24 protein-coding genes and 1 pseudogene are annotated in these 25,971 nt (G+C 62.4%); 16 read left to right on the top strand and 9 right to left on the bottom strand.

Annotated elements, in window-relative coordinates; all coding sequences use genetic code 11:
• Window positions 1-19: 19 nt before the first annotated feature.
• Genes BMW76_RS15465 through hpsN form a run of 3 tightly spaced genes read right to left on the bottom strand, consistent with a single transcriptional unit; the run spans window position 20 to window position 3,166 of the window.
• Entirely contained in the window at window positions 20-1,027 is a 1,008-nt protein-coding gene (locus tag BMW76_RS15465; protein ID WP_090866407.1) for a galactitol-1-phosphate 5-dehydrogenase, read from the bottom strand.
• 21 nt (window positions 1,028-1,048) lie between these two features.
• Window positions 1,049-1,816 (bottom strand): SDR family NAD(P)-dependent oxidoreductase, encoded by a 768-nt coding sequence (locus BMW76_RS15460; protein WP_090866405.1) that lies wholly within the window; start codon window positions 1,814-1,816, stop codon window positions 1,049-1,051.
• A gap of 36 nt (window positions 1,817-1,852) precedes the next feature.
• Window positions 1,853-3,166 carry a sulfopropanediol 3-dehydrogenase gene (gene hpsN / locus BMW76_RS15455; protein WP_090866524.1) on the bottom strand — a complete coding sequence of 438 codons (1,314 nt, stop codon included), beginning with the start codon at window positions 3,164-3,166 and terminating at the stop codon, window positions 1,853-1,855.
• 261 nt (window positions 3,167-3,427) lie between these two features.
• Between hpsN and BMW76_RS15450 the strand changes: the two genes are divergently transcribed.
• Both BMW76_RS15450 and BMW76_RS41145 read left to right on the top strand, forming a co-directional pair.
• Complete coding sequence (locus BMW76_RS15450) at window positions 3,428-4,465, top strand: LacI family DNA-binding transcriptional regulator (RefSeq protein WP_090866403.1); 1,038 nt, start codon at window positions 3,428-3,430, stop codon at window positions 4,463-4,465.
• A 315-nt stretch (window positions 4,466-4,780) separates the two neighbouring features.
• Window positions 4,781-4,945, top strand: a complete 165-nt coding sequence (locus tag BMW76_RS41145; RefSeq protein ID WP_177200394.1) for a hypothetical protein — start codon at window positions 4,781-4,783, stop codon at window positions 4,943-4,945.
• 262 nt (window positions 4,946-5,207) lie between these two features.
• Here BMW76_RS41145 and BMW76_RS40345 read toward each other — a convergent pair whose 3' ends face one another.
• Entirely contained in the window at window positions 5,208-5,663 is a 456-nt protein-coding gene (locus tag BMW76_RS40345; RefSeq protein ID WP_143062265.1) for a hypothetical protein, read from the bottom strand.
• A gap of 62 nt (window positions 5,664-5,725) precedes the next feature.
• Between BMW76_RS40345 and BMW76_RS15440 the strand changes: the two genes are divergently transcribed.
• The 9 genes from BMW76_RS15440 to BMW76_RS15395 all read left to right on the top strand — a co-directional run bounded on the left by BMW76_RS15440 (window position 5,726) and on the right by BMW76_RS15395 (window position 15,229).
• Window positions 5,726-6,997, top strand: coding sequence for a hypothetical protein (locus BMW76_RS15440; protein WP_090866399.1), 1,272 nt, complete (start codon window positions 5,726-5,728; stop codon window positions 6,995-6,997).
• 174 nt (window positions 6,998-7,171) lie between these two features.
• A complete protein-coding gene (locus BMW76_RS15435) occupies window positions 7,172-7,699 on the top strand; it encodes a 2,4'-dihydroxyacetophenone dioxygenase family protein (RefSeq protein ID WP_090866397.1) in 528 nt (175 codons plus the stop codon).
• Window positions 7,700-7,702: 3 nt separating this feature from the next.
• On the top strand, window positions 7,703-8,482 hold the full coding sequence (locus BMW76_RS15430; RefSeq protein WP_090866395.1) for an SDR family NAD(P)-dependent oxidoreductase: 780 nt from the start codon (window positions 7,703-7,705) through the stop codon (window positions 8,480-8,482).
• 60 nt (window positions 8,483-8,542) lie between these two features.
• Window positions 8,543-9,847 carry an MFS transporter gene (locus BMW76_RS15425; protein ID WP_090866393.1) on the top strand — a complete coding sequence of 435 codons (1,305 nt, stop codon included), beginning with the start codon at window positions 8,543-8,545 and terminating at the stop codon, window positions 9,845-9,847.
• A gap of 36 nt (window positions 9,848-9,883) precedes the next feature.
• Window positions 9,884-10,615, top strand: a complete 732-nt coding sequence (locus tag BMW76_RS15420) for an SDR family NAD(P)-dependent oxidoreductase (RefSeq protein WP_090866522.1) — start codon at window positions 9,884-9,886, stop codon at window positions 10,613-10,615.
• Window positions 10,616-10,709: 94 nt separating this feature from the next.
• Window positions 10,710-11,519, top strand: a complete 810-nt coding sequence (locus BMW76_RS15415; RefSeq protein WP_090866391.1) for an IclR family transcriptional regulator — start codon at window positions 10,710-10,712, stop codon at window positions 11,517-11,519.
• Between the two features lie 474 nt (window positions 11,520-11,993).
• Window positions 11,994-13,388, top strand: coding sequence for a 3-deoxy-D-arabino-heptulosonate 7-phosphate synthase (locus BMW76_RS15405; RefSeq protein WP_090866387.1), 1,395 nt, complete (start codon window positions 11,994-11,996; stop codon window positions 13,386-13,388).
• Window positions 13,389-13,395: 7 nt separating this feature from the next.
• Window positions 13,396-14,208, top strand: a complete 813-nt coding sequence (locus tag BMW76_RS15400; RefSeq protein ID WP_218162534.1) for a class I SAM-dependent methyltransferase — start codon at window positions 13,396-13,398, stop codon at window positions 14,206-14,208.
• 256 nt (window positions 14,209-14,464) lie between these two features.
• Window positions 14,465-15,229 (top strand): bestrophin-like domain, encoded by a 765-nt coding sequence (locus BMW76_RS15395; protein ID WP_090866382.1) that lies wholly within the window; start codon window positions 14,465-14,467, stop codon window positions 15,227-15,229.
• Between the two features lie 41 nt (window positions 15,230-15,270).
• Here the strand turns inward: BMW76_RS15395 and BMW76_RS15390 are convergent, their stop codons facing one another.
• From BMW76_RS15390 to BMW76_RS15375, 4 genes are all read right to left on the bottom strand, one after another.
• A complete protein-coding gene (locus BMW76_RS15390) occupies window positions 15,271-15,948 on the bottom strand; it encodes a carbonic anhydrase (RefSeq protein ID WP_090866380.1) in 678 nt (225 codons plus the stop codon).
• An 18-nt stretch (window positions 15,949-15,966) separates the two neighbouring features.
• Window positions 15,967-17,280 carry a DUF2254 domain-containing protein gene (locus BMW76_RS15385; RefSeq protein WP_090866378.1) on the bottom strand — a complete coding sequence of 438 codons (1,314 nt, stop codon included), beginning with the start codon at window positions 17,278-17,280 and terminating at the stop codon, window positions 15,967-15,969.
• A 452-nt stretch (window positions 17,281-17,732) separates the two neighbouring features.
• On the bottom strand, window positions 17,733-18,992 hold the full coding sequence (locus tag BMW76_RS15380) for an RNA polymerase sigma factor (protein ID WP_090866376.1): 1,260 nt from the start codon (window positions 18,990-18,992) through the stop codon (window positions 17,733-17,735).
• Complete coding sequence (locus tag BMW76_RS15375; protein WP_090866374.1) at window positions 18,989-19,357, bottom strand: YciI family protein; 369 nt, start codon at window positions 19,355-19,357, stop codon at window positions 18,989-18,991. The genes BMW76_RS15380 and BMW76_RS15375 overlap by 4 nt, the downstream gene beginning before the upstream one ends.
• Window positions 19,358-20,058: 701 nt before the next feature.
• Between BMW76_RS15375 and BMW76_RS15370 the strand changes: the two genes are divergently transcribed.
• From BMW76_RS15370 to BMW76_RS15350, 5 genes and pseudogenes are all read left to right on the top strand, one after another.
• On the top strand, window positions 20,059-21,204 hold the full coding sequence (locus BMW76_RS15370; RefSeq protein WP_245763241.1) for a GDSL-type esterase/lipase family protein: 1,146 nt from the start codon (window positions 20,059-20,061) through the stop codon (window positions 21,202-21,204).
• 409 nt (window positions 21,205-21,613) lie between these two features.
• A complete protein-coding gene (locus BMW76_RS15365; RefSeq protein WP_245763240.1) occupies window positions 21,614-22,789 on the top strand; it encodes a serine hydrolase domain-containing protein in 1,176 nt (391 codons plus the stop codon).
• A gap of 348 nt (window positions 22,790-23,137) precedes the next feature.
• Complete coding sequence (locus BMW76_RS15360) at window positions 23,138-23,407, top strand: MoaD/ThiS family protein (protein ID WP_090866368.1); 270 nt, start codon at window positions 23,138-23,140, stop codon at window positions 23,405-23,407.
• An 82-nt stretch (window positions 23,408-23,489) separates the two neighbouring features.
• Window positions 23,490-24,650 (top strand): WD40/YVTN/BNR-like repeat-containing protein, encoded by a 1,161-nt coding sequence (locus BMW76_RS15355; RefSeq protein WP_090866367.1) that lies wholly within the window; start codon window positions 23,490-23,492, stop codon window positions 24,648-24,650.
• A gap of 141 nt (window positions 24,651-24,791) precedes the next feature.
• A pseudogene (locus BMW76_RS15350) lies at window positions 24,792-25,151 on the top strand (glycosyltransferase family 9 protein); the annotation flags it as partial.
• 197 nt (window positions 25,152-25,348) lie between these two features.
• Here BMW76_RS15350 and BMW76_RS15345 read toward each other — a convergent pair.
• Complete coding sequence (locus tag BMW76_RS15345) at window positions 25,349-25,963, bottom strand: hypothetical protein (protein ID WP_090866365.1); 615 nt, start codon at window positions 25,961-25,963, stop codon at window positions 25,349-25,351.
• Window positions 25,964-25,971: the final 8 nt, after the last annotated feature.

Genomic DNA, 25,971 nt, shown 5'->3' with positions numbered 1-25,971 from the left:
TGCGCCATCGCCGGACCCATCATGCTTCCGGTGTCAGGATCACTTTGCTCGCCGCAATGCGGCCCTCGTCGAGTTCGGCGAAGACGCGACCGCCTTCGTTCAGTGGACGAATGTCGAGCCATTCAAGCAAGCCGAACGCCCCTTCATGCAACGCGGCCACGGTCGCGCGAAGATCGGCCATCGAATACGTATAACTGCCGAGCAAGGTGATTTCGGCGAGCGTCAGCTTGCGCATATCGATTTCGCTCGCCCAATCCTGCAGCCCGATATGCATGATGACGCCGCCCGGCTTGACGGCAGCCAGCGCGAGGGCGCGAGTCGGCTTTGCGCCTACGGCGTCGATCACGAAGTCGAAGCGGTTTTCGGGCACAGTGCTCGCGAGCGGATCGAAGGCAGTGCAGCCGGCGTGCTCCGCAGCCGATGCCCGCCTTAGAGGATTGACCTCCGCCAGCTCGACCGCGCGGCAGCCATATGAGCGAAGCAGCAGTGCCGAAAGCATGCCGATCGCGCCGCCGCCGATGACGAGTGTGCGGCTTTCCGGCAGCGGTCTCGTCAATGCGCGCATCGACAGGTTCAGCGCATGCAACGCGGTCGCTGCCGGTTCGGTGACGGCGGCGTGCGCGGAGGGCATGTCCGGCGGTATCGCGATGATGCTCGAAGCCGGAATGGACATGTACTCCGCAAACGCTCCAGGCCGCGTCATGCCGACCATCGTGCGATTCGAGCAGAGGTTGTCGCGTCCCTGCTCGCAGTACTCGCAGCGGCCGCATGTGATCAAAGGATTGCCTGTGACGCGCGCGCCGCATTGCAGGTCTTTCGCACGCGTGTCGGCGATCGTCCCTGAGAACTCGTGACCGAGCACGAGCCCCGGCTTGCGTCGCGGATCATGGCCATGGAACGCGTGCATGTCCGAGCCGCAAATGCCGACCGCGTCGATCCTGACGATCACCTCGTCATCGCCGATCTCGGGATAAGGGCGTTCCATCAACTGGATCTCATTGGGCTGCGTATAAACAAGTGCTTTCATCGATATGCTCCGTTGCCGCGTTCAACGCGCCGTATAGCCGCCGTCGACCATGATCGTCTGCCCGGTGATGTAGGCCGACGCTTCGCTGGCGAGAAAGACGGCCACGCCGTAGAGGTCTTCGAGACGCCCATTGCGGCCGATGCAGGTCTGCTTCGCGTGATGATCCGCGAGCGTGGAATCGTCGAATACGGGCGCTGTCAGCGCCGTCGGAAAGAACCCGGGGCCGATCGCGTTGCACGTGATGCCGTGCATCGACCACGTCTGCGCGATGGCACGCGTCAGTTGCACGACGCCTCCCTTCGCGGCGCCATAGGGCGCACTGTTGGTGAACGCGCGATACGACTGCAGCGACGCGATATTGATGATGCGGCCGTAGCCGTTCGCTTTCATCTGTGGCGCGAGTGCCTGCGTGAGAAAGAACGGCGCGCCCAGGTGAATCGCGAGCTGCCGATGCCATGTATCCGGTGTGACTTCTTCGAACGGTTGACGCATATTGACGCCGGCCGCATTGACGAGGATGTCGATCGGCCCATGCCGTTGCGCCGCGTCGAGCGCGCATGCGCGGGCCGCCGACAGGTCGCTGAGATCGCACGCGCTCGTGTGCGCGTCGATGCCTTCCGCCCGCAACGCACTCGCGGTGTCATCGAGCGCGCCGTGCCGGCGCGCGACGAGCACGACACGCGCGCCCGCATAGCCCAGTGCCCGCGCCAATGCGGCGCCAATTCCGGCGTTGCCGCCCGTGACGAATGCGGTGCGGCCATGCAGATCGAACATCCGATGTATGTTCAAGTCGTGCTCCTTCGACTGTGAACGCGTGAGAGTGCGTCAAACCACAACGGGTTCGCCGCGCACGAACTGGTCGTTCGGAAAGTACTTGCGCAACCGGTCGTCGGCGGTGCGCGCGTGCGCTTCCATGCCTTCGAGGCGCGAGATACGCGCGGTCACTTCGCCGATCTGCCTCGCTGCATCGCGTGTCATGCGTTGCCACGTCAGCGTCTTGATGAACTTGTGAACGGAGAGTCCTCCCGAATAGCGCGCGGCGCCTTTGGTGGGCAACACATGGTTGGGCCCGCTCGTCTTGTCGCCGAAAGCGACCGTGGTCTCTTCGCCGAGAAAGAGGGACCCGTAGCAGGTCAGGTGCTCAAGCCACCAGTCGAGTTCCGCAGCCTGCACTTCGAGGTGCTCGGCGGCGTAGCGATCCGATACCTGTACCACCTCTTCGCGCGTGTCGCAGAGCACGACTTCGCCGTAATCGCGCCATGCTGCTCCTGCGGCATCGCGCGCGGTCGGCGGAAGGCCGGCGATCAGTTCGGGCACGAGCCGCATCACGTTGTCGGCGAGTGTTCGCGAGGTCGTCAGGAGCCACGCAGGCGACTCGTGACCATGCTCGGCCTGGCCGACCAGATCGCTTGCGACGATCCGCGCGTCGGCTGTGTCATCGGCAATTACGGCGATTTCGGACGGACCCGCAAACACGTCGATGCCCACCTTGCCGAACAGCGCCCGCTTGGCTTCCGCAACAAACTTGTTGCCTGGTCCGACGATTACGTCGGCCTGCTTGCCGGTGAAGAGACCCTGCGCCATCGACGCAATCGCCTGGACGCCGCCGAGCGTCATCACGACGTCGGCGCCCGCAGCCTTGAACGCATAGAGCACGTAAGGGTGGATGCCGCCGCCGCGAAACGGGCTAGAGCATGCGATGACGGTCTTGACGCCGGCCGCTTTAGCGGTCGCGACGGTCATGTACGCGGACGCGATGTGCGCGTAACGTCCTGCCGGCGCGTAGCAACCGACGACGTTGACAGGTACGATCTTCTGGCCCGCGGTCACACCCGGATGAAGCTCCACCGCGAAGTCTTCGACCGAGCGGCGCTGGGCGACAGCGAAATCGAATACCTGGCGCGCGGCAAAGTCGATATCGGCTCGTACATGCGCGGGCACTTCCAGTGCGCGCCGCTCGATCTCCTCGGGAGACACGATGATGGGGCCATCCCACTGATCGAGTTGCTTCGCGTAGGCGCGCACGGCCTCTTCGCCGCCCGTCTCGATGCGCGCGAGCATCTCGTGGACGACCTGCTGCGCAGTCGCCGTTTCGCTCTCGGGCGTCCTGGCTGCCTTCTTCAGGTAGACAACGCTCATTGCCATCTCCTTGTTGATCTGCAAATAATGCAAGCGCTTGCATTTGGCAGACTTTAAAAGGGCTGGAAAGCCCTGAGATTTTCTACGCCAATGGTCTCGGAAGCTGACTTGGTTGGCGGAATGCAAACGCTTGCATTCAATATAGGCCGATCCCGCTGCGGTTGCATCGGGGTTTCCACTAAACTGGTGCGTGGTTTTTGTCTTGCGTTTGCAGGCGCGGTTTAGAATCCCAGCAACTGAACGAGTCGCACACCGCAAGCCATGAGTACCTTGTCCCGGGCCCGCATAAGCGATGTCGCCGCTCTCGCTGGCGTCTCGACATCGACGGTTTCGCGCGCGCTGTCCAACCCGGACGTCGTGAAGGCCGACACGCGGGCTCGCATACGCGATGCGATCGCCACACTTGGCTACGTGCCGGACGGCTCGGCGCGCGCACTCGCGCTCGGGCGAGGGCGGCTGGTCGGTGCGATCGTGCCGACGCTCGACAACGCGATCTTCGCGCGCGCAGTGCAAGGGCTGCAGTCGACGTTGTCGAGCTCCGGCTATCAACTGCTGATCTCCGCACACGAATACAATCCGGCAGCCGAAATCGAAGTGGTCCGTGCGCTCCTCGAACGCTCGGTCGATGCGATCGTTCTGGTCGGCATCGACCATGCGCCGCAGACCTTCGAATTAATCAGGGCAAGCCGTGTCGCGCTGCTGCTGATGTGGACCTACCCGGGACAAGCAGCGGCCGGCTCGGAAAGCGTTGCACCTGTCATCGGCTTCGACAATCGCGAGATCGGGCGGCTTGCCGCGCAGCATCTGCTGGAACTCGGACACAGACGTTTCGGCGTAATCTCCGGGTTCACGCGGCAAAACGATCGCGCGCGGCAGCGCGTCGAGGGTTTCAGACAAGCGCTTGCCGAGCAGGGCATCCGGCTGCCCGAAGCGAATGTCGTCGAGCAGCCATTCGGCTACGAGGGCGGCCGCGCGGGGCTCAAGCAGCTGATGCAATTGCGTCCCGCGCCGACGGCCGTCTTTTGCGGCAACGATGTCCTCGCGATGGGATGCCTGTTCGAAGCGCAGAGCAGCGGCATCGACGTGCCCCGTCAACTGTCGATTGTCGGCTGCGACGATCTGCCTATTTCCTCGCAGATCACACCTTCCCTGACCACGGTTCTCCTGCCGACTTATGAACTCGGCGTGCATGCGGCGCGTGCGCTGTTGCACTGGATGAAGGACGAGACGACGCCCGGGTCCGAATGCCTGCCGATCGAACTCGTCGTGAGAGGGACGAGCGGGCCGCCCGCTGCGTGACGCGGTAGGTCCAAGTGGAACTCATCGCGATCCAGCGCTTTGTCCACTCCTCCTGCTTGCGCATGCAGGAACCGAAACACCAAATCGCATTCTTATCACCGGAAGCTTTGAGCAATGAACTGAAAACCGGGTGAGAAACGAATGACACATATGTTCCGACGATGGCTAGGCGTTCTGGCGATTGCAACTGCTGTGAACTGCCCCGATGTGGCGCACGCAACAACCGCAATGGGCGTTCCGTCATGCGGCCAGTGGATAGCCCGAAAGAACTCGGTCTCTGATAAGGCCACGAGCGAGTCCTGGTTACTCGGATATTTGAGCGGGCTCGCAACGGGAACCCGGGTCGACATTCTGCGCGACACCGACTACGACTCGCTGATCGCGTGGATGGACAACTACTGCAACACTCATCCGCTCGAGCGTGTGAGCGGTGGAGCGGCGCAGCTTTATATCGAGTTGCAGGGCCGCGTGCCGAAATAGCCTGATTTGTGGCGCGAAAGTGCGTTCAACGCCAGGGTCGATTCCGAAAAAAATTTCTCAATGCGATTAATTTTTCAGCGGTATTTGACCGCCGTGTTACCGGTAATTATGTCTTGCCCGACAAAGGCGCGGCGCCTTTATCGCTGATTGTGCCGATCGTCGATCGACGGCACTGTGTACTCGCGAGCGAATAACATCCAATAATTACCTCATCGGACAAACCAGTCGTCAGAGCCGCGCGCAAGATCTTTGCTGGCGTGAATCAGAAAGGCGGAATTTCCTTTTCAAAAATGAACATGGAAAGAATCGCGCTAATTAGACGAATGTACCTGCTTTCGTATGCAAATTGAGCCGCGATGCGCGTATTATTTACCCCGATCGAACGGGCACGCGCGAACAGCTTGCAGAACCGGTTATGCGCGAATGCCAATGTTTGCGCATGCATCGGCGCTACGCATCGGCGAAGTGCATCAGGATAGACGGCAAGTAGTGGCAGGATAAAAAGGAGAATCGTCGAAACCCGCTGCGCAAGGGTCTGCCGGGTTCGAAAAGGTGCGCCCCGCAGGTATGGCGACACCCGCGCTTTAGCATCACCGCCTTCATAGTCGTAAAGGCGGCTTACGCAGTTCTCCATTTCCCCGCATTGAGCAGGCGAAGAACCGTTGTTACCAGTAAGGACTACTGCGTAATGCGAGTTCGCTCGCGCCGTCTTTTCCATTTCAAGCGATCACCTGGTTGTGTTTGTTCTGAAAACTTTTCTCTATAGGCTCGAGTTAAAAAATGATTAAACGACGTCAATTTCTCGGCGGCCTCACGGCTCTCGGCGGTGCGTATCTACTGAACGCGTATGGTCAGACTTCGGGGATCGCAGCAGGAGCCTCGCCTGACGGGACGGCGATCCCTTCGGCTTCGTCCATCATCGACAAGGTGGGCTCGAAATGGACGGTGAGCAACGGTGTCATTTATCGCAATGGCAGTACCGTGGGGAACACATACAACGTGTCGCTGCTGCTTTGGTACGGCGGAAAGATGTGGCACATCGGCACGGGTGGGCAGTTCTATGTGCACACCGACCTCGACAAATGGCTGCCGTGTAGCGATCCTCGCGTCGCTGTCGGCGCTCCGCCCGGATCGTTTTATGGCATCAACGGGCATTTCGACTATACGTACACGCCGGCGCAACTCATCTCGATCCTGAAGAGCATGGGCTGCACGAACTATCGTGTCGGATGTTCGGACGATCCGAAACAGGTGAATGCCGTCGTCAAGCTGGCACAAGCGTTCCAGTCGAGTGGCATTTCACTGCTCGTGCTGATCAACCAGGGCATCTTCGATTCGAATGGCATTCTGTTTACCAGCGAATCTGCCGCATATAACCGCGGATTGCAGGCTGCGATGACCGTTGCCAATGCACTCAAGCCATATGGCGTTACCGTCTATGAATGCGGAAACGAACTGACGCGGCAGGTTCCGACCGTCCTCGACTTCACCAGCGCAGGCACTAAGGCAATCGACTTCAACAACCTGAACTGGCCCGTCATGCGCGGCGTGATGCGCGGAATGATCGACGGCGTAAAGGCGGTTCAATCCGATGCGAAATGCGGCATCAACTTCTGTGTCGCGGATATTGGCGCGGCCGACGCGCTGTGGGACGGCATGCAACCGGATGGCTCGGGCGGCTATCCGAAGGTACGGTGGGACATCACGACGTGGCACAACTACGAGGTGTACGGCGACATCTTCAACATCGGCATTGACGGTGCAGGCCCGGGATTCGACTTGCCTACGTATTGCAAGGCCCGATATGGCGTGCCGTTCGTCATCACCGAATGGAACACCGGACCGGAGAAATCGCAGGACTACCGCGCGAGTTACATCACCAGCACGCTGGGCAAGTTCTATCAGGGGCGCAAGACGCACAACATTCAGTCAGTGATGTACTTCGTCCTCGATAGCGGAGACAACACCTTTGGCGTTATGACCAATGGCGTGACACTCAATCCGCCGTACAGCGCATTCACGAGTTTCGTGTCGGCCAACGCGGACAACTGACCTCAGCGCACATCGCATCTGTGTCATCCGTTTCCGCTCGCATCGCGAGCGGAAACGGACGGGATCAGCCCGAGTCAGTGCCATACAGGCCTTGACACCTTTCGCAAATCGTCCGACTATGTGTCCACAATACGAAGTAAGTGTCCGCAATATGGACAACACATAGGAGGCGACATGACAACCCCACCGAGTGGCGTCGATGCGATGACGCCCTATCAGCTTCCCAATCCGCCGGAAGCATTACGCGAAATCGTCGTCGAGTCTGCGATTCCGCGAGACGAACGCTTGTGGGTTCCGCAGGCCGACAACGTCTGGTTCCGGCCGCTGTGCCTGAACGTATCAAGTGGCTACTGGATGAACCTGCTGCGCGTGCGCAAGTCGGGCGTCCTGAGCCGGCATCGTCATCCGCAGGCGGTGCATGGGATGGTGCTCAAGGGCCGCTGGCGCTATCTCGAACACGACTGGGTGGCCACGGAAGGCAGCTACGTGTTCGAGCCGCCGGGCGAAACGCACACGCTGTACGTGCCGGAAGACGTCGAGGAGATGATCACGTATTTCCAGGTCAACGGCGTGATGTACTACTGCGATCCGTATGGCAAGCACACCGGCTACGAAGACGTGTTCACGAAGCTGGACATGTGCCGCGCGCACTACGCGCGCGTCGGCCTCGGCGCGAACTACGTCGATCAGTTCGTGAGGTGAGCGGTGAGCGCGCCTTTCGAATTGCGCCGCGCATCGTATGACTTTTCAGGTGCCGTGGCCGTCGTCACGGGTGGCGCGCGCGGCATCGGCGCCGCGATCGCGCGGCGGCTCGCGGACTGCGGCGCATCGGTGGCCATATGGGATCGCGATACGGCTCGCGACACCGGGTCAGCCGATGCCTGCAACTCCCACGATTCGCGCATCGCGCGCTTCGCCGTCGACATCACAGATCTCGCGTCCGTCGAGCGCGCCGCGAACGCAACGCTCGAACGCTTCGGCGGCATCGCGCTGCTCGTCAACAACGCCGGTTATGCGGGTCCGACGATGCCGCTCGAACAATACGATCCTGCGGAATGGTCGCGCATCGTCGACGTGAACCTGACGGGCACCTTCAATGTTTGCCGTCGACTGGTGCCCGTACTGCGCCAAGAGGGACACGCACGCATCGTCAACATCGCATCGCTCGCGGGCAAGGAAGGCACGCCGAACGCGTCGGCGTACAGCGCGGCGAAAGCCGGCGTGCTCGCGTTGACGAAGTCGCTCGGCAAGGAGCTCGCGCAAACGGGCGTGCTCGTCAATGCGATAGCGCCTGCAGCGGTGCGCACGTCGCTGCTCGAACAGATGTCGCCGTCGCACGTGCAGACGATGATCGACAAGAGCCCGATGAAGCGTCTCGGCGAACCCGATGAAGTCGTCGAACTCGCGCTGTGGCTCTGTTCGTCGTCGTGCTCGTTCAACACGGGCGCGGTGTTCGATCTGTCCGGCGGCCGCGCCACCTACTGATTCATCGTCGTCAAACACCCTTCCACATAGACTCAAAAGAGCATTCGGAGGAGACAACACATGCAACCGAAGACCCCGCGCCTGCGGCGCATTCAATGGATCGCGCTGACGTTCCTCACGCTGGCGGGCATCGTCAATTATCTGGATCGCAGCACGCTGTCCATCGCCAATCATTCGGTGAGCACCGAACTGGGCCTCTCGGCTTCGCAGATGGGTCTGCTATTGTCGGCATTCTCGTTCGCGTACGCGTTTTCGCAGCTTCCCGTCGGCGCGATGCTCGACCGCTTCGGCGCGCGCGTGATGCTCGGCCTCGGCATGTTCGTGTGGTCGTGCGCGCAGTTGTGCGGCGGCCTCGTTCATACGTTGCCGCAGTTTCTGGCGGCGCGTATCGCACTTGGCATCGGCGAGGCGCCGCAATTTCCGGCTGGCGCGAAAGTCGTCAGCGAATGGTACGCGCTGCGCGAGCGCGGCCGGCCGACGGGCATCTTCACGACCTCGTCGACGATCGGACCCGCGCTCGCGCCGCCGATCCTCACGGTCCTGCTGCTCGCGTTCGGCTGGCGCTGGATGTTCGTCGTGATGGGCGTGCTCGGCATCGCGGTGGCGATCGGCTGGTACCTGATCTATCGCAATCGCGGCGACGTGACGCTCGAGCCGAACGAGGTCAGGCATCTGACGGAAGAAGAACCGCTCGCGCGCGCCGAACGCAAGATGACATTCGCGGAATGGCGCGGCCTGTTCGGGTCCGCAACGACGTGGGGCATGATCTTCGGCTTCATGGGCGTCATCTACATGGTGTGGCTGTATCTGACGTGGCTGCCCGCGTATCTCGAACACGAGCGTCATCTGACGATTGCGAAGACGGGCTGGGTCGTGTCGATTCCGTATATTTTCGGCACGCTCGGCATGCTGTCGAGCGGCTTTATCGCCGATGGCCTGATGGCGCGCGGCATGGCGCCGATGCGCAGCCGCAAGTGGCCGATCTGTTGCGGGCTGATCGGCGCGGCCGTGTTCACGGTGCCTGCCGCCTACACGCCGACGCTGACGCTCGCGATCGTCTATCTGTCGCTCGCGATGTACTTCGTCAATCTCGCGAGCGGCGCGGCGTGGGCGCTCGTCAGTGTCGCGACGCCGCGTCATCTGGTGGCGTCGCTGGGCAGCATCCAGAACTTCGGCGGCTATTTCGGCGGGTCGTTTGCACCGTTCATCACGGGCATGGTCGTCGACCGGACGCACTCGTTCGTCAACGCGTTTCTGATCAGCGCGGGTGTGGCGTTCGCAGCGGCGCTCGTGTACATGTTCGTCGTGCGCGTGCCGATCGTGGACAGAGGCGAGCACGGCGCCGCCGCGCAAGCCAGCGCGTAATACAACGTCGAACAAACCTTGAATTCGCACATCGACATGACGTTTCAACACGATCTGTTTGCAGGCAAGACGGCCGTCGTCACAGGCGGCACGCAGGGCATCGGCGCGGGCGTCGCGCGCTATCTGGCCGCGCTCGGCGCGCGCGTGATCGCGGCGGCGCTCGCGCCGACCGACGCGCAACGCAGCGCGCTTGCCGCCGAAGGCATCGAGACCGCGTCGCTCGACGTCGCATCGAAAGACGATGTCGATGCGCTGTTCGCATCACTGACGTCGCTCGACATGCTGGTGAATTGCGCGGGCGTGATACGTCGCGGCGACGAATTCGATCCCGACGTATTCGCGCAAGTGCTCGACGTGAACCTGACGGGCACGATGCGCGCGTGCGCAGCGGCGCGGCCGCTGTTGCGCAAGCGCGGCGGAGCGATCGTCAATACTGCTTCGATGCTGAGCTTCTTCGGCGGCGGACTCGTGCCTGGCTATAGCGCGAGCAAGGGCGGCGTCGCGCAGCTGACGAAGTCGCTCGCGATTGCCTACGCGGCCGATCGCATTCGCGTGAATGCCGTGGCGCCAGGCTGGATCGCGACGCCTCTTACGCGGGCGCTGCAGGACAACGACGAACGCTCGCGGGCGATTCTCGATCGCACGCCGCTCGGACGCTGGGGATCGCCCGACGATATCGGTCCCGCCGTCGCGTTTCTCTGTTCGCCGGGCGCGTCGTTCATCACGGGGACGGTGCTGCCTGTCGATGGAGGATACCTGGTCGCGTGACGCGGCAGCCGCCCGTCGATGCGGAAAGCAAACGAAACGGCGCGGTGCGGCGGCTCGCTATAATCGCATCGCCTTTTCAGTTCCCGAAGCGATCATGTCCAATCCCACCACCGACGCCATTGAAGCCGCGCGCGCAACGGGCACGGCTGCATTCTCCAAGTTCATGTCGGTGCTGCAACTGATCGCCGATGCAAAGGATGCGCCAAGTGTGCCGCAACTGGCCGCATTGAGCGGCTATCCGCGTCCGACCGTATATCGGATCGTCGGTGCGCTGATCGCGGAAGGGCTCGTCGTCGAGAGTCTGCGCGGCGGAACATTCGAGCTCGGCCCGCGACTGATGATGCTCGCGAGCCGCAGCTGGGAGCGCTCCGACGTGCGCGTCGCGGCAGCGGACGCGTTGCAGGCATTGCGCGACGCGACGCAGGAAACGGTACATCTCGCCGTGCGAAGCGGCAGCGAGATGGTCTACATCGAAAAGCTGGAGAGTCCGCACGCGGTGCGCATGGCATCGCGGATCGGCACGCGCGTGACGCTGTATTCGAGTTCGGTCGGCAAGGCGTATCTCGCCGCACTGGATCGCACGTCGCGCGATGCGTTGCTCGAAGGCCTGACGCTCACACGCTTCACGCCCAACACGATCATCGAGCCCGCGGCGCTGCGCGCCGAACTGGATGCCACGCGCGAGCGCGGCTATGCGGAAGATCGCGAAGAAAACGAAGCGCAGATCTTCTGCTACGGATGCGCGATTCGCAGCGCGGATGGACTGCCGATTGCGTGTATCAGCGTCAGCATTCCGCTATTCAGGCGCAGCGAGACGCCGCTCGAGACCTACGTTGCGCCGTTGCGTGCCGCGTGCGCGGCCGTTGCAGAAAGGCTGGGGCCGGCGCCGCGTTCGGCACGCTGAAGCTGTGGTCCGGGTTCAGGCGGGTCATAAGATTGACCCGGCACGATGCGATACGAAGCCGGACTTAGCGCCGATCGTCACCGTTACTCCGTTTTCGTCTTCTCCGCTTTGGGCTGCTGCTTCGGCTCGGCTCCGCGTTGCGTCGGCGCTCTCGTGCACGCATCGGGAGGTGTGACATACGGCACGTCATTGCAGCAGCATGCATAGACCGGAAATCCGTACTGGTTTGTGCGGATGATAGTCGTTGGCCCGTGCAGCGGGCACACCGCTTTCATGGCGCCTCCTGAAACTCGTGGGTCAATTCCTCCTATCCTACTCGTGAGCCATCAGCCCGGCACGTTCCGTTGCCATTAGATGTCGTGTCGTAGTGGTGAACTGACCAAAACGTCGTTACCATCGGATCAACCGTAGATCTGCTTACGGCGTTATCAAATGATTTACGCCACCACAACGGCAGATACAGCCTCTATCGTCATGTCCCTGCTGCCATCATCTCCGTTGATCGACCAGGTGTTGCGGACCGTCGCTCGCCGCTATCGTTTGCCTGCGTTCGCCGACACACCTGATCAAACGGAAAACGCCAGTCCATCGACGGCGCTCGCGATCGCGATCGAACAGGCACGCAGGGCAGTGGCGTGCGACGAAGCGCCGGCCGCACCAGTGAAGCGCCGGTTCGTCGAAGCGCTCGCGCGTTTGATCCATGACGGGATGCGCACGCAATCCGGCGACCCTGTTCTCCAGGCGATGGTACTTCGGCAACGGGCGGCGCAGGTGCAAGAGTATGCATCGCTGTCCGCTCACGCGGATCACGACAGCCGTTCGATTCGTGCGAGCGTCAATGCGTTCGCGCATCCGGCCAAACAGCTACGAATCCCGCCTGGTCCGCAACGCGAGGCGCTGGCTCAACTGCATGCGTCTGCGTCCTCAGCATCCTGGTCAGAACTCTACGATGCCGCGCGAAGCCTGCTTCACATGCCGGAGATTGCGAACGAATCATCATTCCAGCACGGCTTGACCCGACTGCTCGACAGTCCCGAGTTGGGACGCTTGCAGCGTCTCGATGCGTTGGCGTCGGATGATCTCGTGCGTCAGTACCGATCGCTATGGGATCGGCATGGTCCCCGCTCCGGAAGCGCTAACGCCGTTGCGCAAGGCGTCGCGTCTCAGCAGCGTGGCGCTGCCGTCGAAGCATCGGCCGCACAGGCGCTCGAAGCGCTGGCTCGACGGCTCAACGAGGCGCAGGGCGATCGCGCGTCATATCGCGTCGTGACTTCGATGCGCGTGCCGCCTTCGTTGCCCGCCAGCCCCGAGCGCGCCAAAACCGAATGGGACGTGGCCCTGCTAGAACGTGCGAACGCGGATGACGAAACGGCCGTCTGGGACGTTTGCCTGCTCGTCGAAGCCAAGGCGTCCGTCGATGCCGCAACGACCGACCTCTCGCGGCTGCTGCGTGGATTGCACTTGCTGGCACACGCGGAAGAAAACATCGTTTATTCATTAGAAACGCGGCAAGGGACGGTGCGCCTGCGCGGCGCGTCGCTACGCGCGCTGACAACCGACGAAGCCGCGCTGACCAAAGCGGTGCTCTATTGCTGCGATGCACCCGCGGAATCGAGCCCGCGCCTGCTTGGTGCCGCGAGCCGGATGCAGCTTTTGTCCGCGCAGGCGAGCCTCGAATTTGCCGGCGCCCTGGCGGAAGGTCGACATGCAGATCCGCAAGACCTCGAGCCGGTGTGGGATCAGTTGCTGGAATCGCCTCGATGGCGTGCTGTGCTTCACCAATATCCGATGCTGCGCCAGGTGCGTGATCTGATGGTTCATACTGAAGATCTGCTGGCTGCGATCGACGGCACGGCTGAAAACAGTTGATCACGCGTTGGGGGCGCCCATGACATCAACCTTCAATGTCCAGGCGGCGGCCGGCTATGAACAGCTGATGGGCCGCTGGAGCAAACGGCTCGCTCCGCTGTTCGTCGATTTCGCCAGGCTTCGCGACTGCGCTAGCGTTCTCGACGTCGGCTGCGGCACCGGCAGCCTGACCTTCGAACTGGCGAAGATCGCCGGTTTAAAAGAAATCGCCGCAATCGATTACTCGAACGTCTTCGTCGAGGAGGCGATTCGGCGCAATACCGATCCACGCATCAAGATCCAGCAGGCCGACGCGTGCGCATTGCCCTTCGATGACGCCCGCTTCGACGCGGCATTGGCACTGCTCGTGCTGCATTTCGTGCCGGACAGCGGCAAGGCCGTGGCGGAGATGCGCCGCGTCGTGCGGCCGGGCGGCGTGGTCGCTGCCGTCGTGTGGGACCATCTCGGCGGCATGCCCGGTATGCGGATGATGGTGGACACGGCGGCCGCCCTCAGCGAATCCGGTCGCCAGTTGCGCAGCCGCTATTGCTTCCAGCCGATGATGCAGCCGGGCGAGATGAAGCGGACATTCATCGGGCAAGGACTCGCCGACATCGAGCAAACGGATCTGATGATCCGCATGGACTATCGGAACTTCGACGATTACTGGGCGCCCATTGCGGCGGGCGAGGGGCCGCTCGGTCAATACATGACGGCGCTCGATGCCGCCGAACGCACGCGCATGGACGCGGCCGTGCGGGATGCCTATGAAGCCGGGCGGCCCGACGGCCCGCGCTCGTTTGCCAATGTCGCCTGGGCGGTCCGCGGCATCGTGCCTTGAACGTGTGGTCTTGGCATGTGGATCGGGAAACTCCGGCTCAATTGACCGTTAAGCAAACCGACGACCGTTTGGATTCGCAACGTCAAGAAACTTTCCGGTTCGCCTTCATTCAACAGCGGCCGTTGCTCCCTCAAGCATATTGGACCAAAGACCAATATCAAAACCACTACGCGGTTATTAAGCTGATACCGTGGAAAAATATCGCCGGGCGAACTCGGACAGCGCCCTGGCTGGAGGCCTTCACTGGAGGTTTCGCATGACAGCATTCGTCGATCATCCGGCCGTCCTGTTCATCGTGCTTTTAGTGCTCCTGGTCGCGGCAATCGCCTTTGGCGCATTCGTCCTCAGACGCCTGCCGATGCTTTCAGGCGAGCACCCGGAAGATTTCAACATCGTGCAGACGTCAACGCTGACATTGCTCGCGCTGCTGATCGGATTCAGTCTGTCGATGGCAGTCAACCGCTATGATCAGCGCAAGAATCTGGAGGAAAGCGAGGCGAATGCGATAGGCACCGAGTACGCGCGTGCCGATCTGGCGGGTCACGCCATCACCGCGCAGATGAAGGCTGCGCTGGTTCGCTATACCCGGCTGAGACGAGCCCATTATCTGACGAGAGACGCGCAGGAGATCGCGCGCAACGAGCGCGAGACGGCCGACCTTCAGTCCGAGCTATGGCGCCTCGCGGCGCAGGTGGCCAATGAGAATCCAACACCTGTTGCGGCCGTGATCGTCACGGGCATGAACGACGTGCTGAACTCGCAGGATTACTCAGAGGCGGCTTTGATCAATCGCATTCCGATCGGCGCCTGGTTATTGATGTTCGTGGTCGCGCTATTCGGATGCGTGGTTCAGGGATACGGCGCAAAGGGCGAACTTCGACGAGGCTTGCTCATCGCAATCTTGCCGATAACAGTCGCCCTGTCGCTTGCGCTCATTGCAGATATCGACAGCCCACGAGGCGGCATCATTCACGTTCAGCCGCAGAACCTCGCAAGGCTTTTGCAATCGCTCGAAAAATGATGCCTCTTCGACGTGACGCAGGACACTTGTCGTGATGTCGTTCATCGCGCCCGCGCGGCAAGGCGCGCAATCATGCGTTCGGCCATCGCACGGTCGATGACTTCGAATGAGCGCGTCGTGCGCTCATAGGCATACATGTCGCCCGTCGCGATGTCGAACCACCAGCCGCTCAATACCAGTGCCCCGGCCGTGACCTGCTGGTGGACGATCGGGTATGTCATCAGATGTTCGAGCTGCACGAGTACGTTGAGCTGCGACAATTGATCGTGCGGTTTCAGCCTGCCATCGAGCGGACCTTCGTGTTCCAGGCGAAACGCCGCGTTGTTCGCGTGGTACAGCCATCTATCGAGGTTCGGCGCTTTCAGCCTGGCGTTGCGTGTATATACGGCTTTCATCGCACCGCACTCGGAATGCCCGCACACGACGATATTCGCAACTTTCAACACCAGCACTGCGTACTCGATCGCGCTTGCTTCCGATAGATCGCCCGTAGAGGTCCCCTCCGCAGTCGCCGGCGGTATCAGGTTGCCGACGTTACGCATCGTGAACAGATCGCCCGGATGGGTCGAAGCCAGCAGGTCCGGCACAACCCGGCTGTCCGAGCACGTGATGAAGAGCGCATCGGGTGTCTGCGCGAGCGCCAGTTTGCTGAACTGCTTCGCGTATTGCGGCAGCATGTTCTCGCGGAATTCAACGATGCCCATGATGAGTTTGCGCATGGCTCGCCTCCGAAAGCACTAGTTGTTTGCCGTGGAGGCCGCCGAACCTCCGAGCCCTTGCGAGTCGGGGATGCGGGCCAACGCGAGGTCCTCGGGAAATGGATGCTTCGATGCGATTGCGCGATCGAGCAGTATCAACTCGACGCGCAGTGCGTCATGACGATGCTCCGGCAGGCTCTGGATGAGGTTCTCTATCGCCGCGCGCAGACGCCGCGCGATTTGAATGCTGCCGACGCCACACTGGCGTATCTCGCGGAAACTGATATGCACGAAGTCTTCCCAATTGGGCGTCCGCAAGATCACGCGCACCTGTCCCGACTTATCCTTGATCTCTTCGACGTGCAGCGACCGTTTGCCCACCATGCGCAAGAGCCGGTGCAACTGGTCGATCGCCAGCACGGCCGTGGTCGGATCGTTGATCGCCGCCGACAGTGCTTTTAGCGCAATATCGACCAGGATGCGAAACGCGAACATCGGGTCCTGCTCCATCGTGCGTTCCGTCCCGAAAGCGACGAACGTGCGCAGCCTGCGCTCATCGATTGCGTCGGCGTTCCCGTATAGATAAAACAAGGGGTCGTCCACCGCGACGAAATCGCCGACTTGCGGCACGAATTCGATGACTACGTCAGTGCGCCGCGCCTTGGCTACCAGCAATTGCAGATTCACGGCCAGAACGATGCCGGACGTCCCGCGCTGACGAACGATGCGATCGGGTATGCCTCGCTCTTTGTCGCGTTCCGGCTGCGTAATCGCACCCCTGGTCGGGGCAGGATAAACGCTCTCGATGACCGCGATCCCTTGCTCTCCGACACGAGCCACGAGGCTTACGGGACGCAGTGATTTCGCGGCGTAGTCGATCAGGAAAAGGAAAGCGACGACGGAAGCGAATCCGCATAGTGCTGCAATGAACACTTGAAGCTGGTGTACTTCGTTCTCACCCATCCAGCCGAGCGTCCTGTTGGCGAACAGCAGTGAGAAAACGAACAGCCCCGAGATGCTGCGGATGATGTTATCGCGCAGCAGCGTCGTCGCGATGATCCGCGGAGTGTACTGCCCGCCCGCAACCTGGATTGCGACCAGCAGTGAACCGAACGTAAACACCAGGAACGCCAGGTCTGCGGAAACGATGTCACCGACCAGCGACCGCGCCCCCGTCATCGACAGCCCGAGAAAACCGGTTTTGGGATCAAGGAATCCTTGTCTGATCATCCACCTTCCCACCATTTCAGTGAGCGGCTTTAGCACGGCATAGATCGCGACTGCGATGAGCGGCACAGTCCACAGCGAAGTTCTCAAATAGCTCTTCAAGCTGTACCAGCGATTCCAGTCCATGATTGCTCTCCCTACGATTCACATTGCGTCGGAGACCAAGGTGTTCGCGGGTCGTCAGGCGGCAGGCGAAGGAGGCTTTCCGAGCGGCGCACGCGGCTGCGCTTGCCCGCGGTCACTTCCTCGCGTGTCGTCCTGGGATCGCGGCCGGCGCCGTTGCAGAGCTGTCTGATCGCGCGAGGCTGGATGGCGGCCGGCCTCGACCCGTGCGATAAACTGAATCTGCCGGTCATTAGTAGTTACGCTGGCGCGGACCAGGTCACGGACGCGTGAACCTTTCCACTAATCAGACACGCGAACTTAGGGACGGTCAATGAGACTTTGGTCCAATAGAACGGGGACGTTGGCTTCCCAGGAGGGCGCCTCGATGAGGACGGGTGTTTTGTGTTGACTGAGGCGCGTTAGTTGATGGCTTGCCAGCTTGCGTGGCAAACGCAAGGCGCTCTTCTAGCTGCTCACGATGACAGCGCCGTGCGCTTGCGCTGCAGGAAACGGCGCACGGCCGGATCGCGTTCAAGGCCAATCGCGAGATCGTACGCGCCGAGCGCTTCCGCCGTCGCGCCGGCACGCGCGAGAAGATCGGCGCGCGCGGCCCAGTATGGCTGGTAGTCGGCCAGCCGCGGATCGTCGGCATACGGTTCGAGCGCATCGAGCGCCGCCTGCGGGCCATCGCGTTCCGCCAGCGCGAGCGCGCGGTTCACCGCGACCACGGGCGATGCTGCAATCGCGAGCAGCGCGTCATAGAGTTGCACGACCTCATCCCAGTTCGGCCGATGCGTCCGGCATCGGTACACGTGCGCCGACTGCAGCGCGGCCTCGAGCTGAAAGCGTCCGATTGCGTTGAAGGCGTTCGCGCGCCGCAGCAATGCGTCGGCTGCGTCGATCATCGGCGCGTTCCACGTCGCCGGGTCTTGAGCCGATAGCGGCACATAGTCGCCGGCCGCATCGCGTCGCGCGTCGCAACGCGCCTGCGCGTACAGCATCAGCGCAAGCAGACCCAGCGTCTCCGGCTCGTCGGGCAGCAGTTCGACTAGCAGTTGCGCAAGGAACAGCGCCTCGCCGGTAAGATCGCGCCGGCCGGTATCGCCGCCGACCGGGTCGGTCCAGCCTTCCGCATACGTCGCATAGACGGCTTCCAGCACGGCAGCGAGCCGGCCGGGCAACTCCTCGCGCTCGGGCACGCTGAACGGTATGCCCGCTTCGCGAATCTTGTTCTTCGCGCGCACGAGGCGCTTGCTCATCGCGGCCGGCGACATCAGGAACGCGGACGCAATCGTCTTCGCTTCGAGTCCCAGCACCACCTGCAGCATCAGCGGTGTGCGGATCGCGGCTTCGAGGGCAGGGTGCGTGCACGCGAACAGCAGCGCAAGTCGCCGGTCGGGCAGTGCGCCTGCTTCATGCTCGTCGATTTCGTCGGCGAGAATCGCAAGCTGGTTCGCCACGTCGCCGCCGATACGATGATGGCGTGCGCCGTCGATCGCCCGGCGGCGCGCAACCGTCATCAGCCACGCTTCGGGATTCGCGGGGCAGCCGCGCTCCGGCCAGTCCGCGAGCGCGGCAGCAAAGGCGTCGGCGAGCGCGTCCTCGGCTGCGGCGACGTCGCGCGTGCGCATGGCCAGCAGCGCGACGAGCTTGCCGTAACTGCGGCGAGCGACGGCCTCGGCAATCGAACGCGCGGCGCCGTCAGCGTCGTGGCCGCAGCCGGACAGGCTCATGCAGATGGCGCCTCGTAGGGAGCGGTCCAGACCGGGCGCACTTCCATCATGCCGTGCGCCGCGCCGGGACAACGCGACGCCCACGCGATCGCCGCGTCCAGGTTGGGCACGTCGATCAGGTAATAGCCAGCGAGCTGCTCCTTCGAATCGGAATACGGTCCGTCGAGCACCTGGGGCTTGCCGTCGACGAGCCGCACCGTGGTGGCCGTATTCGTATGCTGTAGCCGGTTGGCGCCTACCAGCGCCTCGGCTTTTTTCAACGATTCGGTGTACGCCTGATACGCGGCGACGCCTTGCTGCCGCTCGCTGTCGGTCATCTGGCTCCAGCGGTTTTCTTCCGAATAGATCATCAACAGGTATTGCATATGAGCCTCCGTCATGGGGTTGAGGCGGTCGATCCCATCGCGCCGCCATCACAATGACGCACGGGCCGCTCGCTGATGGACAGGCGGCGTCGAAAAATCGCGTATTGACGTTGTTCCTTCGTATCGTTCGAAGACTGCGCGCGGCGTTTTGGGCCAGCCCACTGTCGCGTCGCGCGGCTGCCGGAACGCCACACTGCGCCGGAAAAGTCAGATGTTGATCGGTTCGTGAGCGGTCCAGCACCACGCCATAAAGGTAACTGAATGGGCGCTCCTTTGCGCAGATGCACGCTGCGGTACGCACCGTTCTTTGGCGAGGCCGCTATCGATTTGCCGCCTCCTTGTTCTCCGTTTCCATCCAGAGCCGGGTACAAACGGTCCCTGCATATTCGATCTTCACTCAGTCGCGCGTATGGCCTGCGCGGCAGGCCCTGGATCTCGCAGCCGCGTCCGCAAGCTGACCGTAGAGGGCGGTAATCGGTGAATTTCCGACGCAACAAGACCTGCGGGTATGAAAGGTGCTGACTTCATCGAAGCGATTGTTCGCGTGCAGGTTGACGTTCTTGCGGTTCGCCTGACCGCTTCGAGAGGCACCCATGGACCCATTGCAACGCTTGGCCGATAGTACTGGCGCGTGGTCTCGACGCGCGCTGATCGCGCTTTTCGCGGTGGCCTGTCTTTCCTGTGGCGGGGGTGGTGGAGGCGTGTCTGATAGCTCGACATCCGTCGGCACGTCGTCGATCCCGTGGGTCGGTACATGGGCTGTCGCACCATGGGTCACTGACGGACCGGGCTTCAACAACGAGACCGTGCGTCAGATTGTGCACACCAGCATTGGCGGGTCTGCCGTGCGTGTGCAGCTGTCGAACCTTTACGGGAGCGAGGCAGTCGTGATCGGCAACGCTTATGTTGCTCTGCGCGACAAGGGTTCCGTTACGGTCGCCAGCAGTACCAGAACGCTGACGTTCGGCGGCCAACAAAGCGTGACGCTGCCCGCAGGCGCATCGATCGCAAGCGACCCTGTTTCCTTCGACGTGCCGCCACTCGCGGATATTGCCGTCAGCCTGTATCTGCCCGGCGCAGCGCCGCCGCGCCCGACGGGTCACGACGGCTCGCTGCAGGACGTCTATGTCGCGCCGGGCAACGTCGGCGCCGATCCGGCTTTCACCGGCTCCACCACTAATCCCGCCGGTCAGGCCTACTATTTTTTGACGAACGTCGATGTCCAGAACGCGCACGCAACGGGCGCCGTGGTGGCATTCGGCGGGTCGGTCACCGAGGGGCGCGCATCCAGCAGCAACGCTAATCACCGCTGGCCGAACGATCTTGCCGTGCGTCTGTTCAACGCCGGCATGGCGGTCGGTGTACTGAACGAGGGAATCAGTGGCAATACCTTTTTCAGCGATGGCGGCGGTGAAGACGGCCTCAAGCGCTTCGACCGCGACGCGTTGGGCCAGCCGGGAGTGAAGTGGATCATCGTCTCCGACGATGCCGTCAATAACCTCAACAGCCCGGCGCCATCCAGCGCACAGGACCTGATCGGCGCGTTTCAACAATTGATCGCCCGTGCGCATCGGGTCGGCGTCAAGGTCATCTGCTCTACGCTCACACCGTTTCGCGGCACGCCGTTCTGGACACCTGCAACCGAAGCGGCACGCGGACAGATCAACGCGTTTGTGCTGGGCCCGTCGAGCGGCTGTGATGCCGTGCTGGACCAGGCTCGCGCCGTGAGCGATCCCGCTGACTCAGCGTCTTTCCTGCCGGCTTTCAACAGTGGCGATAACCTGCATCCGAACGACGCTGGCATGCAGGCGATCGCTGACGCATTGGACCTGAATAGCCTCAGGTGATGAGATCGTCCTGGGGCTGCTCATCCTGCGTGCGATGAAAAGGACTCGCGCATCTAACGAAGCCATCTTGAGTTTCCGCTGCAAGGAGAAAACGGCGAACGCGGCAGCTGATTCTCGCTCCCATAAATTGCACGCCGATTCGCAATCCACGTCCTATAGTTGTTCAGCACGCACGGAAAAAAACGAAAGGCGACAGCGCCGAAAGCCGACGTGCAGCGCGGTCTCCTGAGGTTGTCCATTTCGGATCGAGCGCGCTCGTGAAGCAGCCTGTATCCAGCGATGCTGTACCGGCCATCGCGACGTCGCGTCAGGATCATGAAGGGAAAAAACAATGGCAACTTCCCGCTTTGTTAAGTACTCAGCGCGTGTGTTTTCGCGTGGCTTCTATGCGGTTGTACTGGCAACTGCAATGGGTGCGACGGTTCCCGGTTGCGGTGGTGGCGACACGCCGGCCTCGGGCGAGCCGGCGTTCGCGACGGCCGCACGCCCGCAGATCAACGCATTGCTCGCAGACACGATGACATCGGGTGCCGTCGTGTATGTGCAGTCGCCAAACGGCGACTGGCTCGAATCGTTCGGAACGGCAGTGCGAGGCACAAATACACCGATACCGACGACCGCTCACTTCCGCGTCGGCAGCGTGACGAAAACCTGGACTGGCACGGTGATTCTGCAACTCGTGCAGGAAGGGAAGCTAAATCTGAACGACCCCATCGGCAAATACGTCGCGAACGTGCCCAACGGCAACCAGATCACCATCGAGCAGTTGCTGACGATGCGCAGCGGTCTCTACAACTATTCGACCAGTATCGCGTTCAACCAGACGCTCGATTCGCAGCCGAACAAGGTGTGGACCACCACGGAACTGCTGGACATCGGGTTTGGTCAGCCGGTGTATTTCGCGCCGGGGGCGGATTTTCGCTATTCGAATACGAATACGGTGTTGCTCGGACTCGTCATCGAGCAGCTAACCGGGATGAGCGCGGCCGATGCAATGAAGGCGCGTCTTTTTACGCCACTCGGCTTGACGGATACGTTCCTTCCGCCGCAGGACAATTCATCGTTGCCCGCGCCGGCGCCGCATGGCTATCAGTGGGGCACCAATGTCGAGACGGCCAGCAGCGACGAGCTATCGCCTGAGCGTCAGGCAGCCGCGAAGAACGGGACGTTGCAACCCACCGATGTGACGGGCGTGAGCACATCCTGGGCCTGGACTGCCGGCTCGGGCATCTCGACCGCGAAGGAACTGGCGGCGTACGTGCAGCGGATGGTGGGCGGGGGCTATCTGAACGCCGATCTGCAGGCACAAAGGCTTGCCAGTTGCCAGTCGATCCAGCCGTCTGATCCGGCGGCGGCCAGTTACTGCCTCGGCCTTGCGAAATTCGGCACGTTTTACGGACACACGGGCGAAATACCCGGATTCAATACGTTCATGGGCTACGATCCGGCAACGAAAACGACGATCGTCACATGGGCGACGACGGCTGCGGCGCCCGATGGCCGCCCGCCCGCCAACGCCATCGCGCGGGTCCTCATGGGAGAACTCAGCAAGGCATCGGAAGTGCCGAGCGAGGGACGGCCTTAGCTGAAGCGAAGCGGCTGGCTAGCGCAAAGGCCTGATGATATTCGAGCACCTGTACATGATCGGGAACCGGCATATGGCGCGTCTTGAACACGCTGACCAGCCATCGCGATGCAATGGCCCACGGCTGTTGCACTCAAGAACGAATCACGCAAAGTGACTGACGTCGAGAGGCCGCACCATCGCCGGTCCAATCGCGACGATTACGCTGCGCCGCCCCCGAGATGGCGAACCGACTCGACCTCGAAGACCTCGCGACGCTCTGGTGTATGGCGATGCCACGAAGCACACAGCGGATCGCCTAAACTACAGAACCAGCGGACGCGGCCATTCCCGCGCCTCTACCCCGACATGGCGCACATCTTCTTCGCTGCTTCGATTCAGCGGCATATCGCAACGCCCGAGCGAGAGGTCGACGCGCGCACGGTCGGCGAAGCGTTAGATGCCGTATTCGCCGACCAGCCTCGACTGCGCTGCTACATTCTTGACGATCAGGGCTCGCTGCGGCGCCATCTCGCAGTGTTTGTCGACGGCCGGCCGGTGCGCGATCGGCAACGTCTGTCCGATGCGCTGGGCGAACAAAGCCGGGTTTACGTCGTGCATGCGTTGTCGGGCGGATAACGGGTTTCATCCACACTCGAGTTTTGCATGAGGCCAGGATAAGCGCTGAAGCGCAAACGCTGGCCGACAGGAGACACTCGACATGAGCGATCGATTGCTTGTCGCGACCCGCAAGGGACTGTTTGTTTTGCAAACCGATGGCAAAGGCGGATGGACGCTCGGTGAGCCGTATTTTGCCGGCGAGCCGGTGAGCATGGTACTGCCTGATCCGCGCGATGGAACGCTGTATGCCGCGCTCAATCTCGGCCACTTCGGCGTGAAACTGCATCGCCGGCGCGCGGGCATGACGGATTGGGAAGAGTGCGCAGTTCCCGTCTATCCGCCGCAGCCTGCCGGCGAGACGCGTGCCGGTGACGGCGCGCACGCGAGTGCCGACGCGAGCGCGGACGCTGCGGGCACCGCCGCGCCGAGCCAGCCGTCCCCTCCCTGGACACTTCAGCAAATCTGGTCGCTCGAAACGGGCGGCCCGGACGAGCCGGGCGTCTTGTGGGCCGGCACGATTCCCGGCGGACTCTTCCGTTCCGACGATGGGGGCGACACATGGGTGCTCAACCGTTCGCTGTGGGATCGCCCGGAGCGCCGCGAGTGGTTCGGAGGCGGCTATGACGCTGCGGGCATCCATTCCGTGATGGTCGATCCGCGCGACAGCCGGCATGTGACCATCGGCGTGTCGTGCGGCGGCGTCTGGCAAACCCACGACAGCGGCGCTACCTGGCGCGTGAGCGCCGACGGCATGGAGGCCGACTACATGCCGCCGGAGCGGCGCGGCGATGCTAACGTGCAAGACCCGCACCGCGTCGTGCAATGCGCGGCAAACCCGGATGTGCTGTGGACGCAGCATCACTGCGCAATCTTCCGCTCGACCGATGGCGCCGCGCACTGGCAGCGGATCGAAGCGCAGCCATCGAGCTTCGGCTTCGCCGTTGCCGTCCATCCGCGCGAGCCGGACATCGCGTGGTTCGTGCCCGCAGTGAAGGACCAGTGCCGCATCCCGGTGGACGGCCGGCTGGTCGTCACGCGCACACTCGACGGCGGCCGCACGTTCGAGCGTTTCTCCAATGGGTTGCCGCCTGCACCGGCGTACGACCTCGTGTATCGGCACGGCCTCGCTGTCGATGACTCGGGCATGTGCCTCGCGATGGGATCGACCACGGGCGCGCTATGGACATCCGGCGACGGTGGCGAAAGCTGGCAATTGATTTCAGCGCATTTGCCGCCTGTTTATTGCGTCCGGTTCGGATAGGGCGTGGGGCGGGGCAACTTGTCGCGATTTGAGCCAGCGGTTTGTCAGGCTCGGACAGTCACTGCTGCCGGCCTGCGGCCGGCAGCCCGCCTGCATGATTACGGCTTTGAGTCGGCAAGCTGTTCGGATTCAGGGCTTTTCCAGCTTGGCGGCGCGGAGGACGTGACGCGCATGGCGGCTGCGGGATTGCACGTCATCGATCAAACGGGAGAGTTACAAAGTTTCGACGACACGGCGGCACTCATTTGCAACCTTGATCTCGTCGTTACGGTGTGCACATCGGCCGCGCACCTGGCCGGCGCATTAGGACGGCCGACATGGTTGCTGCTGGACGTCAATCCTCACTGGACCTGGATGACGGGGCGACACGACAGCCCCTGGTACCCGTCGGTGAGGATTTATCGCCAGCGCGCGTACGGGGACTGGACCATTACCTTGCAGGAACTGGGTAACGACCTTGCCCGGATGCAAGCACGGATGGCGGCCGCGATGAAGCGGTGACCGGTTGGACCATCCGCATCCATAAGCCGATATTCCCGCAACGCGATGCGCAGAGGGCGGCTTTGAGCCGAAGATCGACAGCAGGCTGCGAGCCTGCAATCGATCGGGCTTGATGATACGGCTTACGCCCCACGACTCACGTAACGATCCTGTGGGCCACGCGCGTGCGTCGCGCTCTCCGACACGCAGGTCAGCCTTCACATCGGCGGCGCAACGCCTTCCTTTTCGACCACGACGCGTTGCGCAACGTACGTCCCCTGCGACGCAGGCGTGGCGACAACGAACACCTTCTTGCCCGGCGTGAGATCGCTTTGCGCCGCGGGCGTGAACGTGACGACGGGCACGTTGGGCGGCACGGTCACCACGTTGCTGCCGCCCTTGTACGACAGCGTCAGATCGCGGCCGTTCGTGCTCTGCACAACGGAGTCGACGTTCGCGTTGGTCATTGTGCTTTTCGGGCCCAGGTCCCACGCGTAGTGCCCTTCACCCGTGCCGCGCGCGGACTCGGGGAACACCACCACTTCCGTTGCCGTCAGTTTGCCGTCGGTGCCCGTCGTTGCAGCCGTGCCGACAAACGTGCCCGGCTTGATATCCGATAGCTGGATCGCCTTCACCGCCGAAACCTTCGCAGCCGGCTTCACATCGATCGATACAGTATCGCCGCTGCGACGATGGACCTTGAGCGTCTCACCGTCGTGCGACACGATTTCGCCCCGGATGCGTGCGGGCTGCGTGGCGGGCGCCTGCGCGAAAGCAGCGCCCGCGAGCGCGGCAGCCATAAAGGCTGCGCCAAGTTTGATGCGCATGGACATAGAAGCTC

The sequence above is a fragment of the Paraburkholderia diazotrophica genome, assembly GCF_900108945.1.
In the GTDB taxonomy this organism is placed as follows: domain Bacteria; phylum Pseudomonadota; class Gammaproteobacteria; order Burkholderiales; family Burkholderiaceae; genus Paraburkholderia; species Paraburkholderia diazotrophica.
Note: the sequence above shows the minus strand (reverse complement) of the source record. Positions and strands in the feature narration are given on the sequence as shown.

Excerpts from the sequence above, each read along its gene's own strand:
- BMW76_RS15345 (WP_090866365.1), bottom strand. The coding sequence starts at position 25,963 with ATGTCCATGCGCATCAAACTTGGCGCAGCCTTTATGGCTGCCGCGCTC.
- BMW76_RS15435 (WP_090866397.1), top strand. The coding sequence starts at position 7,172 with ATGACAACCCCACCGAGTGGCGTCGATGCGATGACGCCCTATCAGCTT.
- BMW76_RS15390 (WP_090866380.1), bottom strand. The coding sequence starts at position 15,948 with ATGCGCAAACTCATCATGGGCATCGTTGAATTCCGCGAGAACATGCTG.
- BMW76_RS15395 (WP_090866382.1), top strand. The coding sequence starts at position 14,465 with ATGACAGCATTCGTCGATCATCCGGCCGTCCTGTTCATCGTGCTTTTA.
- BMW76_RS15405 (WP_090866387.1), top strand. The coding sequence starts at position 11,994 with ATGTCCCTGCTGCCATCATCTCCGTTGATCGACCAGGTGTTGCGGACC.
- BMW76_RS15365 (WP_245763240.1), top strand. The coding sequence starts at position 21,614 with ATGGGTGCGACGGTTCCCGGTTGCGGTGGTGGCGACACGCCGGCCTCG.
- BMW76_RS15450 (WP_090866403.1), top strand. The coding sequence starts at position 3,428 with ATGAGTACCTTGTCCCGGGCCCGCATAAGCGATGTCGCCGCTCTCGCT.
- BMW76_RS15465 (WP_090866407.1), bottom strand. The coding sequence starts at position 1,027 with ATGAAAGCACTTGTTTATACGCAGCCCAATGAGATCCAGTTGATGGAA.
- BMW76_RS15360 (WP_090866368.1), top strand. The coding sequence starts at position 23,138 with ATGGCGCACATCTTCTTCGCTGCTTCGATTCAGCGGCATATCGCAACG.
- BMW76_RS15440 (WP_090866399.1), top strand. The coding sequence starts at position 5,726 with ATGATTAAACGACGTCAATTTCTCGGCGGCCTCACGGCTCTCGGCGGT.
- BMW76_RS15355 (WP_090866367.1), top strand. The coding sequence starts at position 23,490 with ATGAGCGATCGATTGCTTGTCGCGACCCGCAAGGGACTGTTTGTTTTG.
- BMW76_RS15415 (WP_090866391.1), top strand. The coding sequence starts at position 10,710 with ATGTCCAATCCCACCACCGACGCCATTGAAGCCGCGCGCGCAACGGGC.
- BMW76_RS40345 (WP_143062265.1), bottom strand. The coding sequence starts at position 5,663 with ATGGAAAAGACGGCGCGAGCGAACTCGCATTACGCAGTAGTCCTTACT.
- BMW76_RS15380 (WP_090866376.1), bottom strand. The coding sequence starts at position 18,992 with ATGAGCCTGTCCGGCTGCGGCCACGACGCTGACGGCGCCGCGCGTTCG.
- BMW76_RS15425 (WP_090866393.1), top strand. The coding sequence starts at position 8,543 with ATGCAACCGAAGACCCCGCGCCTGCGGCGCATTCAATGGATCGCGCTG.
- BMW76_RS15385 (WP_090866378.1), bottom strand. The coding sequence starts at position 17,280 with ATGGACTGGAATCGCTGGTACAGCTTGAAGAGCTATTTGAGAACTTCG.
- BMW76_RS15375 (WP_090866374.1), bottom strand. The coding sequence starts at position 19,357 with ATGCAATACCTGTTGATGATCTATTCGGAAGAAAACCGCTGGAGCCAG.
- BMW76_RS15420 (WP_090866522.1), top strand. The coding sequence starts at position 9,884 with ATGACGTTTCAACACGATCTGTTTGCAGGCAAGACGGCCGTCGTCACA.
- hpsN (WP_090866524.1), bottom strand. The coding sequence starts at position 3,166 with ATGAGCGTTGTCTACCTGAAGAAGGCAGCCAGGACGCCCGAGAGCGAA.